Origin of the sequence: Actinokineospora alba (assembly GCF_004362515.1) — a bacterium.
GTDB lineage: Bacteria > Actinomycetota > Actinomycetes > Mycobacteriales > Pseudonocardiaceae > Actinokineospora > Actinokineospora alba.
The window spans coordinates 4,470,839-4,483,480 of the sequence record NZ_SNXU01000001.1; the positions used below are offsets into that span (position 1 = coordinate 4,470,839).

Sequence of the window (12,642 nt, forward strand, 5' to 3'; positions counted from 1 at the left end):
CCAATTGGGGGATTGATCTAGGCCGAACGGGGGTGTGACCTAAGGCACCTTAAGCAGAAGATGTGTGCACATTCAACAACCGACGGCGGCGACTTGTTGCCTGAGTGATAAGCGGTCGGGTGGGCGGGACGAACGGCACCAATCCGCGCGGACATGGTCACCGAACCAGCGTCTGACGTGGCGCCCGGTCAGTGCGCGACCCCCGAGAGGAAGACCGAGGTGTAGGCGACGGCGAGCCCGGCGGCCGCGCCGAGCATGAGCGAGAGAGCCTGGGCGCCAGTCAGCCGGGATTCGCGTAGTTCGCGCTGGTACTCCCGCTCTCGGTCGTCCATCACCCGCTGCGCGAGGCCCAGGTGGTTCGGGTTGAGCGGTGCGTTGACGGGCCGAGGTCGTTCGGGGGCCGGGGGAGTGGTGAGGAGTTCGCGCAGGCACTTGAGGAAGGCGGCGACCCCGAGCACGACGGCCGGGGCGAACGCGGCCGGAGCCACCCAGGAGGGGCCGGAGTCGAAGCTGCGGGCGACCAGCCACCCGCCGAGTTCCAGCACCAGGGCGGCGAGCCCGTAACGAACGCCGGTGCTGACGCCGGGTCCGATCGCGGTGGACCCCCGGCGGCCTTGGTTGACTTGGATGATCGCGGCGGTGGTCTGGATGAGCGCGGCGGCGAACGAGATCCACGCGGGCCAGAAATCCGTGGGCATGGCATCCCTCCACGGATGATCTTAGGTCCGGAGGAGAGGTGTCGGGACGAAGTTCCGTCGTTCGAGTGATCGTCCTGGCTGGAGGATCTTGACGTCGGGACAATCGGGCAGATGAGGAAACGCGGCGAATTGGTGGCCAGCCAGACCTACCAGACCGCGCCGGTGTGCGTGGGGTGCGGGAACACGCCGCTGCTGGCGAAGATGGCGGCCGAGCGGATGGCGCACGGGTTCAGGAATGTGGGTGGAGTCTTCGAGAAGTGCCGCTATCACAAGGGATGGCACGTTCTGATCGACCAGGCGGCCGACGAGCAGAGGATTGGCCGCACGGTCAAAGTGCCGATGCCGCCGTATCGGCCGTGATGGTGGCCAGCCGCTTCGGGTGCCATGAGGAGGAGGGGAGAGTCAGTGTGCCCGCCTCGGGGTTCTTGGAGTCACGCACCCGAGCCACCGCCGAGTAGGCGACCTCGACACAGTCGTATTGGTGCGTGCTGAAGCTGGATTTGCGCCACTCTGCGTGCATGGTGTTTCAGCCCCGTTCGTGATCAGCGGCCATTTTGGTCAGGAAGTTCACCGAATCGGCGCAGCCAAGGGATGCCTGGATCAGCGAAGCGGTGTGGGTGCGAAACGCTTGCGTGTCTTCGGGCTCGTGCAGGAAGCCCGATACCCGGCTGTGCTCCACGTAGACGATCGGCGGTGTCTTGGGGAACTCCAGCAGGGAGAAGTAGCCGGGGTTGTGGTAGCCGCCGTGGCGGAAGGGGATCACGTGGAGTGCGATGTTGGGCCGTTTCGCCATGTCGATGAGCCAGTTGATCTGCTCGACCATCGCCGCTGATCCACCGTGCGGCCGGCGCAAGGCCGCCTCATCCAAGATCGCCACGTACTGCGGCGCGACGATCCGGGCGAGGACCTTCTGTCGGTCCAGGCGCGCGGCGATCATGGCGTCGTGCAGATCCGTTGTGTGGCCCAATGAGGTGATCGCGCGTGCGTATGCGGGCGTTTGCAGCAGTCCCGGCACCGTGCACGGTGCGAAGTTGACGATGGCGACCGCTTCCGACTCGAAAATCGGCAACGTGGGACGGTCGGGATTGGCATCGATGCCGAGCCAGCGCGACGTGTTCAGCTCTTCGACCAAGGCCATGATCCGCTTGCGTTCGGAACCGACCACTCCGTAGATCGCGAGCATGGCGGACACCTCCGCCACCGTCGCGATCCGTTTGGCGTTCTCCGTGCGGTTCAACGTCGCGATCGATTGGTCCAGACGGATCGCGGCTTGGCGGGTGGTGAGTCCTGCCGCTTCGCGGAGCTTCGTCAGCTCCGTTGCGAGGACACGCATTCTGGCCGGTAGGCGTTCGCTCATGTGTTCATGAGATCAGAAGTTTCCCGCCCCGCGAATGCCACTAATGGCTGAGCGTTCTCGGGGTATGAAACGCCACCACCGCGGGCCACAGCGACTGCGCCGCCGCCAGCACCCGCTCCGATAAACCCACCCACCTCTCCGACCGCAGCGAAACACCGAACACCGCGAGCAAGGCCAACAAGATCAAGCCCGCTATCCGGGACCGCCGCGTGCCCGCCAGCAACAGCCACACCGACATCAATCCGAACGCGGCCGTCGCGACGGGGGCGTGGGTCTCAGATGGCTGCGGGAAGACCGCGACCAACGCTGTGGCCACTCCGCCCGCGGCGAGGGTGAACCGGGCGCTGGGTTGGACTGACGTCAGGCCGGTTGCCGTCACGACGTGGCAGGCGCCGGTGATGGCCAGGCCCGTCGTCATGATCCAGCGGTCCTGGGCGTTGATGGCCGCCAAGGCGCTGATGGTGTCGCGGACCGAGTCGAAATCCGACGTTCGGGCGGCGGCGATGGTCCAGCCGCCGATCAGCGCCACCGGGGCCAGCGCCGATGACACGCGGGCCCAGGGTGCCGTCACGCTTCGGCCAAGGTGTCGAGGATGCCTTGGCCGTACTTGGCGAGCTTGTTCTCACCGACACCGCTGATGGTGCCCAGTTGCTCAAGGGTGGACGGCGTTTGGGTGGCGATCTGGCGCAATGTGGCGTCGTGGAAGATCACGTAGGCGGGGACGCCCTGTTCCTTCGCGGTGGCTCCCCGCCAGGCGCGGAGGCGTTCGAAGATGGGGGTGGCCTCGGCGGGCATGTCGACGGCCGCTGCCGCGGGCTTGCGGGTTCGCGGTTGGCGGGTGCGCTCCGGCTCGCGGCGCAGCATGACCTCGCGGGTGCGGCCGAGGACTTCGGCGCTGGCCTCGGTCAACGCGAGAGTTCCGTAGTCGCCCTCGACGGCCAGCAGGCCCTGGGCCAGGAGTTGGCGGACTACGCCGCGCCATTCGCTGTCGTTGAGTTCCGTGCCGATGCCGAAGGTTTTGAGCTGGTCGTGGCGGAACTGGGTGATCTTCTCGGTTTGCTTGCCCAGCAGGATGTCGATCACCTGTCCGGCGCCGAACTTCTGGTTGCGTTCGCGGTCGAGCCGGAAGACCGTCGACAACAGCTTCTGCGCGGGCACCGTGCCGTCCCAGGACTCCGGGGGAGTCAGGCACGTGTCGCAGTTGCCGCAGGCCTGGCCCTCCTGGCTGAAGTAGTTGAGCAGCTGTACCCGCCTGCACTCGACGGTCTCGCACAGCGCCAGCATGGCGTCGAGGTGGGCGCTGAGCCTGCGGCGGTGCGCCAGGTCGCCTTCGGAGGTGTCGATCATCTTGCGTTGCTGCACGACGTCGGCGAGGCCGTACGCCAGCCACGCTGTCGACGGCAGGCCGTCGCGGCCCGCGCGGCCGGTCTCCTGGTAGTAGCCCTCGACCGACTTCGGCAGGTCCAGGTGCGCGACGAACCGCACGTCCGGCTTGTCGATGCCCATGCCGAACGCGATCGTCGCCACCACGATCAGACCGTCCTCGCGCAGAAAGCGGCTCTGGTTGCGCGCACGCACCCTCGAATCGAGACCGGCGTGGTACGGAACCGCCGGAATCCCGTTCTGCACAAGGAATTCCGCCGTCTTCTCCACCGACGCGCGGGACAGGCAGTAGACGATGCCGGCGTCGCCCGCGTGCTCGGTGCGCAGCAGGTCTAGCAGCTGCTTCTGCGCGCTGTTCTTCGGGACGATCCGGTACTGGATGTTCGGCCGGTCGAAGCTGGCCACGAAATGCTTGGCCTCGCCCAGGTTCAGCCGTTGCGCGATCTCCGCGTGGGTCGCCTTCGTCGCTGTGGCGGTCAGGGCGATGCGCGGGATGTCCGGCCAGCGTTCGTGCAGGTCCGACAGCGCCAGGTAGTCGGGGCGGAAGTCGTGGCCCCACTGCGACACACAGTGCGCCTCGTCGATCGCGAACAGCGAGACCTTGCCCCGGTCGAGGAGCCGGGTTGTCGACTCCAACCGCAGTCGCTCGGGCGCTAGGTAGAGCAAGTCGAGTTCGCCGTTGACGAAGGCGTCCTCGGTCTCGCGCCGCTCCTGCGAGTCCTGCGTCGAGTTGAGGAATCCCGCGCGCACACCGAGGTTTCGCAGCGCGTCGACCTGATCTTGCATGAGGGCGATGAGCGGCGAGATCACCACGCCCACACCCTCGCGGACCAGCGCGGGGATCTGGTAGCAAAGCGACTTGCCGCCGCCGGTCGGCATCAGGACCAGCGCGTCGCCGCCACCGACGACATGACTGATGATCGCTTCCTGGTCGCCGCGGAAGGCGTCGTAGCCGAAGATCCGGCGCAGGACGTCGAGCTCGGGAGTCAGGGTGTCGGCGGAAGTCACATGGGCGATCGTACGAGGTTTCCCCGGTCGCCGGTGCGATCGGCACGGCCCTGTGGACAACTGGACCGGCCGACGCCCGTTCTGTGGATGATTGGCTCAGCCCAGGTCGCGCGCCAAGGCCCGGCCCGCCGCGCGGCCGGAGAAAATGCAACCGCCGAGGAACGTCCCTTCGAGCGCGTTGTAGCCGTGGACGCCGCCACCACCGAAGCCCGCGACCTCGCCCGCCGCGTAAAGACCGTCGAACACCGTGTCGTCCGGTCGGATGACCTGAGAGTCCAGATTGGTCTCCAGGCCGCCCAAAGTCTTGCGGGTCAACAGGTTCAGCCGGACCGCGATCATCGGGCCGTGCGCCGGGTCCTGCAGCTTGTGCGGCTTCGCGATCCGCATGACCTTGTCCGACAGGTACGTGCGGCCGTTGCGGATCGCCATGATCTGCATGTCCTTGGAGAACGTGTTGTCGAGCTCGCGGTCGCGCGCGGCCACCTCACGCTCCACCTGGTCGAACTCCAGCGCCGGTCCCGCGCCGAGCGCGTTCATCCCGTCGACCAGGTCGCGCAGGTTGTCCCGGACGACGAAGTCCGCGCCCTTGTTCTTGAACGCCTCGACCGGCCCGGGGGCGCCCTTCTTGATCCGGCTCAGCAGCAGCCGCACGTCCTTGCCCGTGATGTCCGGATTCTGCTCCGAGCCGGAGAGCGCGAACTCCTTCTCGATGATCGACTGCGTGAGGATGAACCACGTGTGGTCGTAGCCGGTGCCGACGATGTGCTTGAGCGTGCCGAGGCTGTCGAACCCGGGGAACAGCGGCACCGGCAGTCGCTTGCCGGTCGCGTCGAGCCACAGCGACGACGGGCCGGGCAGGATGCGGATGCCGTGTGCGGGCCAGATCGGGTCCCAGTTCTGGATTCCCTCGGTGTAGTGCCACATCCGGTCGCGGTTGACGATGTTGCCGCCCGCCGCCTCGGTGATCTCCAGCATCCGGCCGTCGACGTGCGCGGGCACCCCGGAGATCATCTTTTCCGGCGCGCGGCCGAACCGCTCGACCGGCCAGTTCTTGCGCACCAGCTCGGGGTTGCCGCCGATGCCGCCGGAGGTCACCACGACCGCCTGCGCGCGCAGCTCGAAGTCGCCCACGCGCGTGCGGGACGACTTCACGCCGCGCGCGAGGTCGCTTTGCTCAAGGACCGTGCCGCGCACGCCGACCGCGGCGCCGCCCTCGATGATCAGGTCGTCGACCTGGTGGCGGTGCTTGAAGGTGACCAGTCCGCGTTCGGCGGCGGCGAGCACCGGCTCGGCGAACACCCGCACGACCTCGGGCCCGGTGCCCCAGGTCAGGTGGAAGCGGGGGACCGAGTTGCCGTGGCCCCAGGCGACACCGGAGCCGCGCTCGGCCCAGCCGACCGTCGCCATCACGCGCAGGCCGAGATCGCGCAGGTAGGAGCGCTTCTCCCCGGCGGCGAAGCCGACGTAGGCCTCCGCCCACTGGCGCGGCCAGTGGTCCTCGCGCTCGCGGTCGAAGCCCGCGCTGCCGAGCCAGTCCTGCATGGCCAGCTCGTAGGAGTCCTTGATCCGCAGCCTGCGCTGCTCCGGGCTGTCCACCAGGAACAGGCCGCCCAGCGACCAGAACGCCTGGCCACCGAGGTTCGCGGCGCTCTCCTGGTCGACCACGACCACCCGCCGACCCGCCTGGGCGAGTTCGTAGGTCGCCACCAGGCCCGCGAGACCCGCTCCGACGACGATGACATCCGCGTCCGTCATGTTGACCCTTCGCTGTATGCGCGTACGACATTGATGAACAACTGCTGACGCGCGGCCCACACGGCTTTGTCGTCGGGTTCCATCAGGCACTGCACGGTGGTCCCGTCGTGCACGGCGACGAGCGCCATCCCCAGGGCCCGCCGGTCGGTGATCCGCAGCCCGGCGGCGCTCAGCGCGGACTCGAGGATCGGCATGATCGTCGCCATGATCGCCTCCTCGCGGGCCGCCACCACCCGGCGCAGCGCGGGGTTGCGCAGGGCGTGCGCGGTGAACTCGGCGGTGACCCGGAACCAGGTGTCGTCCACGGGGATCACGGCCAACACCCGCTCGATCGCCGCGTCCAGCGACGACGACTCGGGGGCGTCGGTCAGCTCGTCGCGCAGGTCCGCCAGCATCCGCTCGGAACGCTGCTCCCACATGGCGAGGAACAGCTCGTCGAGCGAGACGAAGTTCGAGTAGAACGCGCCGCGGGTGTACCCGGCGCGGTCGCAGACCTGCTCCACGGTGGACGCGCCGAAACCCTGCTCGGCGAAGACCTCCAGGGCGGCGTCGAGCAGCCGCTGACGGGTCTCACCCCGGCGTTTGGTGACGCGCTTGGCATCGGGCACGGCGGCAGCGTACCCGAAATGGATACATTTCTGTATCCGATGCGAACTTGTATCTTCAGTGGAGCAGGTCGCGCACCTCGGCCAGGCGGGCGTCGTTGGCGGCGTACCAGACCCAGTTGCCGCGCCGCTCCCGGTCGAGGAGCCCGGCGTCGGTGAGGATCCGCAGGTGGTGGGACACGGTGGGCTGGCTCAAGTCCAACGCCTCGACAAGATCGCCCACGCATACCTCGCCCGCGGGCGCGGCGCGGATCAGCGAGAGCAGCCGCAGTCGGCCCGGGTCGGCCAGGGCCTTGAGCACGTTGGACAGCCGTTCGGCGTCGGTCTGGCCGAGGATCGCGTCACCGATCGGGGCGCAGCACAACGGATCGGTGGCGCACTCCGGGTCACTCGGCGCTTTGAGGCGGCGCACTCTGGGGGCGGATGTCACACGCTCGACACTACCCAGTCGATTGACACCGGTCGATCCTGCTGGTGGACTGCATCGACACTGATGAATCTGGTTTGGAGCGGCATGTGGTGACGGCGGTACGGGAGTCAGTGGCGATTCCACTCGCACGGCGGGTCGCGGCCGAGGCCGTCGGGACCGGTGTCCTGGTCGCGACGGTGGTCGGGTCCGGGATCATGGGCCAGGTGCTCGCACCCGACCAGGTGCTGCTGCAGCTGCTCTGCAACGCGGTCGCGACGGTCGCGGTCCTGGGTGTGCTGATCGCGCTGATGGGGTCGATCTCCGGGGCGCACTTCAACCCGGCGGTCACCCTCGCCGACGCGTTCGCGGGTCGGATCACCTGGTCGGCGGCCTCGGCCTACCTCGGGTCGCAGCTGGTCGGCGGGTGCCTCGGCACGATCCTGGCGCACGCGATGTTCGAGCAGCCGCTGGTCCAGTGGACCGGCAAGACGCGCGGGGGAGTCGGCCAGCTCATCGGCGAGGCGGTCGCCACGGCGGGCCTGCTGCTGGTGATCGCGATGCTGGTCCGCACCGGTCGCGGCGCGCTCGCGCCGGTCATGGTCCCGGCCTGGATCCTCGGCGCCTACTTCTTCACCTCGTCCACGTCCTTCGCGAACCCGGCGGTCACCGTGGGCCGCGCGCTGACCGGGTCGTTCGCCGGGATCGACCCGGCGTCGGTGCCCGCGTTCGTCGCCGCGCAGCTGGTCGGCGCCGCGGTCGGGGTCGGCCTGGCGGCGCTGTTGCTCGGCCGGGAATCCCGATGAACGGGCTGCCCGAGCCGTCCGCGGAGGAGGTCCGGCACGAACTCGGCCGGATCACCGACGAGCTGACCGAGCGCTACACCGGGACCTTCGACCGCGACACCGTGTCGCGGTTCGTGTGGGAGTCCTACGACCTGCTCGCCGCGCGCGCGACCGTGCGCAACCACCTCGTCGCCCTCACCTCGCACTTCGCCAAGGACCGGCTCGCCGCACACGCCGAGAGCATCGGGTCCGGTTCGGTGCCGCAGGTGCTGTTCCTGTGCGTGCACAACGCGGGCCGTTCGCAGATGGCCGCCGCGCTGCTGCGCAGGCACGCGCTCGGTCGGGTGTCGGTCCGCTCGGCCGGGTCGGCGCCGACCGGGGCCCTCGACCCGACCTGCGTCGCCGCGCTGGGTGAGATCGGCATCGAACTCCACGAGGCGTTCCCGAAGCCGCTGACCGACGAAGTCGTGAACTCCGCCGACGTCGTGGTGTCCATGGGCTGTGGCGACACCTGCCCGGTGTATCCAGGGAAGAGCTACCTGGAATGGGACGTGCCCGACCCGGCCGGGCAGCCCATCGCCGTCGTGCGCCAGATCCGCGACGACCTCGACAACCGTGTCCGACAACTCCTCGACGACCTCACCGGAGGCACTGACTCATGACCGCCATCCCCGAAGTGCTGTTCGTCTGCGTGCACAACGCGGGCCGCTCCCAGATGGCCTCCGCGCTGCTCACGCACTACGCGATGGGCCGCGTCGCGGTGCGCTCGGCGGGGTCCGAACCCGCCGAGAAGGTCAACCCGGCGGCGGCGGCCGCGGTGGCCGAGTGGGGCCTCGACATCACCGCCGAGATCCCGTCCAAGCTGTCCACTGAGGACGTCGAGGCGTCCGACGTGGTGATCACCATGGGCTGCGGCGACACGTGCCCGGTGTTCCCCGGAAAGCGTTACCTGGACTGGCAGTTGGACGACCCGGCGGGCCAGGGCATCGACGCCGTGCGCCCCATCCGCGACGACATCGACCGCCGCGTCCGCGCACTGCTCGCCGAACTGCTGGATCAGCCCAGCGCGTGACCTGTGGTGGCGTCGACATGGTCGGGGACCTCGTCATGGCGGTCCCCGACGGTCGACGTCCCGGTGGGCTCGAACATCAGGATCGACGCGCCGCCCGCGGACGACGGGCGGTGCTCGGTCCCGCGTGGCACGACGTACACCGATCCCTTCGGCAGGACGACTGACCGCTCGGCCGCGTCCTCCCGCAGGCTGATGGTCAGTTCGCCGTCGAGGACGAGGAAGAACTCGTCGGTGTCGTCGTGGGCGTGCCAGACGTGGTCGCCGCGCACCTTGGCGACGCGGACGTCGTAGTCGTTGACCTGGGTGACGATGCGTGGGCTCCACAGCGCGTCGAAGCGGGCCAGAGCGGCGTCGAGATCGATGGGTTGACTCACTTCACCAGCTCTACCAGATCCGGCCACCCTTTCGAGCGAACCTGGCTGCCCTTGTGGGCTGTGCCCGTCACGATCATCGGCGCGAATCCGACGGCGTGGTCAGGAGTGCCGAACGAAAGGGCGGAGCCATGGCCACCGAATTCAAGTTCGTCGTCGACGGGATCGACCTGAGCGAGGAGCAGCGCGGCGCCATCGCGCAGGCGGTCGCGGCGGCGGGGACGGTCGCGCTGACCGAGAGCATCGGCCGGAAGGTGCCGTACTTCGAGGTGGGCGGCGTCAACCTGCGCAAGTGGGAGCTTATCGGCAAGTACCTGCTGGCGGGCGACCTCGCGGAGAAGCTCGGCGGGCAGGTCCAGGGTCTGATCGACGGCCGCTGAGATGGCCTTCGAAGCGTCGGAAGACAAACCGACGTGCCCGAGTTCGCACGCCGGGCCGGGCTCGGTGCTGCTCGGGGTGTTCGGGCCGGACGGGCGAGCGGTCTTCACCCCGCACGGGCCGAAGCTCACCCCCGAGCTGCGCGACCAGCTCGCCGCGTCGACCGAGGGGCCGCTGGAGTCGCGGTTCCGGTTCGCCGCGCCCTGCGCGCAGTCGGCCTGCGTGTTCTGGGACGGCTCGTGCCGGGCGGTCGACGCGGCGCATGAGGACTACGACTCCGTGGCCGTTGAGACGCTTCCGGAATGCGGGATCCGCGACACATGCCGCTGGTGGAGCCAAGAGGGGCCGCGCGCCTGCGCGGTGTGTCCGCTGGTCCGCACGGCGGTCGCGTCCTGATCCCTGAACAGCGCGTCGGGTCCGGTCCACAGTGGACCGAACCCGACGCGGACGTCGCTGAGGTCAGCGCTTGGGCTTGCCACCCGGCTGGCGATCGTCGACGACGTCGAACTTCTCCTTGTGGATCTCGTCGGTGATCGTCCGTTCCTCGGTGACCTGTTCCTTGCTGATGCGCAGCTTCTCGACCGCGACCCGCTCCTTGCTGACCACCGGACGCTCCTCGTAGAGCGTCATCTCGATCTCGGAGTCCGCGAGGTCGCCGGTCTCGCCGGTGAGCCTGGCCGCGTCGGCCTCAGTGATCGGCTCGCGCTCGATCCGCACTTCCTCATGGCTCAGCGGCACGGTGACCTGCTGCTTCTCGGTCTCGACGTGCTTGCGCAGCCGCACATGCCCCGCCTCGACGTTCTCCTTGCCGACCTTGAGCCGCTCCTCCGAGCGGATCACGGTCTGCGTGTCGTCCCGGCCGGTCCTGGCGGTGTCCGCCCGGCCCTGCCGGTCGCCCGCGGTCCGGTCGGCCAGGCGCGGGTCGCTGCCCGCCAGGCGCGGGTCGGTCGCGGTCGGGTTCGACATGCTCCCCGGCGGCGCGGTTCCTGTCATGCCCATCGCGGACCTGTCAGTGCCGTGCTTGCCGGTGGGCCGTCCGGCCATACCGCCCTGGGCCATGGTCGGGTCGGTCATGCCGGTGCCGGTCACGGTCTGGCCGGGCTGCTGCCCGCCGGGCCGCGAGACCGGGCCTGTCGAGCCGCGCTGCATGGGCAGGCCGTAGTGGCGGCGCAGGTCCATGCCTTCCTGCTCGGTGAGGGTGCGCCCGGAATCGATGTGCGGGGCGTCCTTCACCAGGCTCTTCGTGACCCCGACGCGTAGGCCGTCGGTCTCTTCGTGGGCCCCACTCAGCGGAACGAAAGACTCACGCGTGCCGAATAGTCCGGTCCGCACGGTCACCCATTCCGGTTCGTGCGACTGCTCGCCGATATAAACGGATTCCACTTGTCCGATGCGTTCGCCTTCCGGGTCGAATACATCGTGTCCGATCAGATCCTGCGGTTTCATGGAGATTGTCATCAGGTACCACCTCCTGTGATTCACAGTTACCCGGTGACGGTGGTCCTGCAACCTCGCGGCGTGGCGCTGAAGTGCTTGAATAATGCACTACGACACAGAGGGTGGAATGATCTAGGAAAATGTTCGGTAGATCTGATGGAGTAAACTTTGGGTCTATCAGAACGGCCGCGAACGGACACTCGCAGTAGAATTCAGCCTCCCCCGATCGGGTAGCCCCCGCTGTGGCGCGGATATTCCCCAGACGGGTCGTGCGGATTCGTGCGGGTCAGCTGGAGCGGAATTCGGCGGCGAGTCGCTTGGGTGCCTGGGTCAGCCAGGCCTCGACGGTCAGCTCCTCGAGTTCCGCGACGGTGATCTTGTCGAGCCGGACGAGGACGGCGGCGTAGCCGTCGAAGTGGGGAGTGGTGAAGTAGACCTCGGGATCGTCCGCGATCAGGGCGGCCTTCACTCCGATGTCGGGAACGGACGCGCCCAACACCGGCCCGTCCGGCGCGGAATCCCCGAGCGCCGCCAGGTCGGCGCGGCGCAGGGGCCGCTCCCAGACGAAGCCCTTCCCCTTGACCCGCCACTGTGCCGTGTCTCGCGACACCTGCTCGGTGGTCTCGGGCAGTGCGAGCGCTATGCGGCGGACGTCCTCCCAGGTGGCCATCCGCCGACTCTAGCGATCGGACTGTGGATTCGGCAGCCGGTTGGGGGACGTGTCAGAGCAGTGCTCACGGCAGAGAACGCTGCGCCGAGTGGAGAGCGGTGCGCCGAGCCGAGAGCACTGCTCTCTGTTGTGAGCGGTGCTCTGGATGGGGGAGTGCTGGGCTGGGTGGGGAGCGGTGTGCCGAGTGGAGAGCGGTGCTCCGGGTGGAGAGCGGTGCGCCGAGTGGAGAGCGGTGCGCCGAGTGGAGAGCGGTGCGCCGAACCGGGAGCACTGCTCTCTGTTGTGAGCGGTGTTCTGGATGGGGGAATGCTGGGCTGGGTGGGGGGTGGTGCGCTGGGTCGGGAGCGGTGCGCCGAGCCGAGAGCACTGCTCTCTGTTGTGAGCGGTGCTCTGGATCGGGAGTGGTGCGCTGGGTCGGGAGCGGTGTGCCGAGTGGAGAGCGGTGCGCTGAACCGAGAGCACTGCTCTCTGTTGTGAGCGGTGCTCTGGATCGGGAGTGCTGGGCTGGGTAGGGGCGGTGCGCTGGGCCGAGAGCAGTGCGCCGAGTGGAGAGCAGTGCTCTCCTTTGTGGGCGGTGCGCTGAACCGGAGTGCTGCGCCAAGCCGAGAGCAGTGTGTCGAACCGAGAGCACTGCTCTCTGTTGTGAGCGGTGCGTCGAGACGGGAGTGGGGTGCTGGAGGGGGAGTGGTGTGCCGAGCCGAGAGCACTGCTCTCTGT

The 12,642-nt window shown here is 68.5% G+C and carries 17 protein-coding genes; 6 read left to right on the forward strand and 11 right to left on the reverse strand.

Features of this window, described 5'->3' with window-relative positions:
• Window positions 1–188 precede the first annotated feature (188 nt).
• Complete coding sequence (locus C8E96_RS20630; RefSeq protein WP_091374927.1) at window positions 189–698, reverse strand: hypothetical protein; 510 nt, start codon at window positions 696–698, stop codon at window positions 189–191.
• 111 nt (window positions 699–809) lie between these two features.
• Between C8E96_RS20630 and C8E96_RS20635 the strand changes: the two genes are divergently transcribed.
• Window positions 810–1,058, forward strand: coding sequence for a hypothetical protein (locus C8E96_RS20635; protein WP_091374929.1), 249 nt, complete (start codon window positions 810–812; stop codon window positions 1,056–1,058).
• Here C8E96_RS20635 and C8E96_RS20640 read toward each other — a convergent pair.
• From C8E96_RS20640 to C8E96_RS20670, 7 genes are all read right to left on the reverse strand, one after another.
• A complete protein-coding gene (locus C8E96_RS20640; RefSeq protein WP_091374931.1) occupies window positions 1,027–1,218 on the reverse strand; it encodes a DUF397 domain-containing protein in 192 nt (63 codons plus the stop codon). The genes C8E96_RS20635 and C8E96_RS20640 overlap by 32 nt on opposite strands.
• A gap of 6 nt (window positions 1,219–1,224) precedes the next feature.
• On the reverse strand, window positions 1,225–2,055 hold the full coding sequence (locus C8E96_RS20645; RefSeq protein WP_091374934.1) for a helix-turn-helix domain-containing protein: 831 nt from the start codon (window positions 2,053–2,055) through the stop codon (window positions 1,225–1,227).
• A 40-nt stretch (window positions 2,056–2,095) separates the two neighbouring features.
• Complete coding sequence (locus C8E96_RS20650) at window positions 2,096–2,605, reverse strand: DUF998 domain-containing protein (protein ID WP_166658063.1); 510 nt, start codon at window positions 2,603–2,605, stop codon at window positions 2,096–2,098.
• 17 nt (window positions 2,606–2,622) lie between these two features.
• Window positions 2,623–4,446, reverse strand: coding sequence for a DNA helicase RecQ (recQ, locus tag C8E96_RS20655; RefSeq protein ID WP_091374941.1), 1,824 nt, complete (start codon window positions 4,444–4,446; stop codon window positions 2,623–2,625).
• Between the two features lie 96 nt (window positions 4,447–4,542).
• Window positions 4,543–6,201: an FAD-binding dehydrogenase gene (locus tag C8E96_RS20660; RefSeq protein WP_091374944.1), complete on the reverse strand. Its 1,659-nt coding sequence runs from the start codon at window positions 6,199–6,201 to the stop codon at window positions 4,543–4,545.
• Window positions 6,198–6,809, reverse strand: coding sequence for a TetR/AcrR family transcriptional regulator (locus C8E96_RS20665; RefSeq protein WP_091374947.1), 612 nt, complete (start codon window positions 6,807–6,809; stop codon window positions 6,198–6,200). Before C8E96_RS20665 ends, C8E96_RS20660 begins: the two co-directional genes overlap by 4 nt.
• Window positions 6,810–6,864: 55 nt before the next feature.
• Window positions 6,865–7,236: an ArsR/SmtB family transcription factor gene (locus tag C8E96_RS20670; RefSeq protein WP_228769888.1), complete on the reverse strand. Its 372-nt coding sequence runs from the start codon at window positions 7,234–7,236 to the stop codon at window positions 6,865–6,867.
• 110 nt (window positions 7,237–7,346) lie between these two features.
• On the opposite strand from C8E96_RS20670, the gene C8E96_RS20675 reads away from it, so the two are divergent.
• From C8E96_RS20675 to C8E96_RS20685, 3 genes are read left to right on the forward strand one after another with little or no spacing between them, the layout of a single operon-like run.
• Complete coding sequence (locus C8E96_RS20675) at window positions 7,347–8,018, forward strand: aquaporin (protein WP_228769889.1); 672 nt, start codon at window positions 7,347–7,349, stop codon at window positions 8,016–8,018.
• Window positions 8,015–8,659, forward strand: coding sequence for an arsenate-mycothiol transferase ArsC (locus C8E96_RS20680; RefSeq protein ID WP_091374951.1), 645 nt, complete (start codon window positions 8,015–8,017; stop codon window positions 8,657–8,659). Before C8E96_RS20675 ends, C8E96_RS20680 begins: the two co-directional genes overlap by 4 nt.
• Entirely contained in the window at window positions 8,656–9,069 is a 414-nt protein-coding gene (locus C8E96_RS20685) for an arsenate reductase ArsC (protein WP_091374954.1), read from the forward strand. Before C8E96_RS20680 ends, C8E96_RS20685 begins: the two co-directional genes overlap by 4 nt.
• On the opposite strand, the gene C8E96_RS20690 is transcribed toward C8E96_RS20685, so the two are convergent.
• Window positions 9,054–9,443, reverse strand: coding sequence for a cupin domain-containing protein (locus C8E96_RS20690; RefSeq protein WP_091374957.1), 390 nt, complete (start codon window positions 9,441–9,443; stop codon window positions 9,054–9,056). The two genes, C8E96_RS20685 and C8E96_RS20690, sit on opposite strands and share 16 nt — an antisense overlap.
• 128 nt (window positions 9,444–9,571) lie before the next feature.
• Between C8E96_RS20690 and C8E96_RS20695 the strand changes: the two genes are divergently transcribed.
• Together C8E96_RS20695 and C8E96_RS20700 are read left to right on the forward strand one after the other, a co-directional pair.
• Entirely contained in the window at window positions 9,572–9,820 is a 249-nt protein-coding gene (locus C8E96_RS20695) for a hypothetical protein (protein ID WP_091374960.1), read from the forward strand.
• Window position 9,821: 1 nt separating this feature from the next.
• Window positions 9,822–10,214, forward strand: a complete 393-nt coding sequence (locus C8E96_RS20700) for a hypothetical protein (protein WP_091374963.1) — start codon at window positions 9,822–9,824, stop codon at window positions 10,212–10,214.
• Window positions 10,215–10,277: 63 nt separating this feature from the next.
• On the opposite strand, the gene C8E96_RS20705 is transcribed toward C8E96_RS20700, so the two are convergent.
• Together C8E96_RS20705 and C8E96_RS20710 are read right to left on the reverse strand one after the other, a co-directional pair.
• Complete coding sequence (locus C8E96_RS20705) at window positions 10,278–11,276, reverse strand: DUF2382 domain-containing protein (RefSeq protein WP_091374966.1); 999 nt, start codon at window positions 11,274–11,276, stop codon at window positions 10,278–10,280.
• 265 nt (window positions 11,277–11,541) lie between these two features.
• Window positions 11,542–11,925: an MmcQ/YjbR family DNA-binding protein gene (locus C8E96_RS20710; protein WP_091374969.1), complete on the reverse strand. Its 384-nt coding sequence runs from the start codon at window positions 11,923–11,925 to the stop codon at window positions 11,542–11,544.
• Window positions 11,926–12,642: the final 717 nt, after the last annotated feature.

What these genes read in the sequence shown, in the direction of transcription:
- C8E96_RS20630 (WP_091374927.1), bottom strand. Translation starts at nt 698, where the DNA reads ATGCCCACGGATTTCTGGCCCGCGTGGATCTCGTTCGCCGCCGCGCTC.
- C8E96_RS20635 (WP_091374929.1), top strand. Translation starts at nt 810, where the DNA reads ATGAGGAAACGCGGCGAATTGGTGGCCAGCCAGACCTACCAGACCGCG.
- C8E96_RS20640 (WP_091374931.1), bottom strand. Translation starts at nt 1,218, where the DNA reads ATGCACGCAGAGTGGCGCAAATCCAGCTTCAGCACGCACCAATACGAC.
- C8E96_RS20645 (WP_091374934.1), bottom strand. Translation starts at nt 2,055, where the DNA reads ATGAGCGAACGCCTACCGGCCAGAATGCGTGTCCTCGCAACGGAGCTG.
- C8E96_RS20660 (WP_091374944.1), bottom strand. Translation starts at nt 6,201, where the DNA reads ATGACGGACGCGGATGTCATCGTCGTCGGAGCGGGTCTCGCGGGCCTG.
- C8E96_RS20680 (WP_091374951.1), top strand. Translation starts at nt 8,015, where the DNA reads ATGAACGGGCTGCCCGAGCCGTCCGCGGAGGAGGTCCGGCACGAACTC.
- C8E96_RS20685 (WP_091374954.1), top strand. Translation starts at nt 8,656, where the DNA reads ATGACCGCCATCCCCGAAGTGCTGTTCGTCTGCGTGCACAACGCGGGC.
- C8E96_RS20695 (WP_091374960.1), top strand. Translation starts at nt 9,572, where the DNA reads ATGGCCACCGAATTCAAGTTCGTCGTCGACGGGATCGACCTGAGCGAG.
- C8E96_RS20700 (WP_091374963.1), top strand. Translation starts at nt 9,822, where the DNA reads ATGGCCTTCGAAGCGTCGGAAGACAAACCGACGTGCCCGAGTTCGCAC.
- C8E96_RS20705 (WP_091374966.1), bottom strand. Translation starts at nt 11,276, where the DNA reads ATGACAATCTCCATGAAACCGCAGGATCTGATCGGACACGATGTATTC.
- C8E96_RS20710 (WP_091374969.1), bottom strand. Translation starts at nt 11,925, where the DNA reads ATGGCCACCTGGGAGGACGTCCGCCGCATAGCGCTCGCACTGCCCGAG.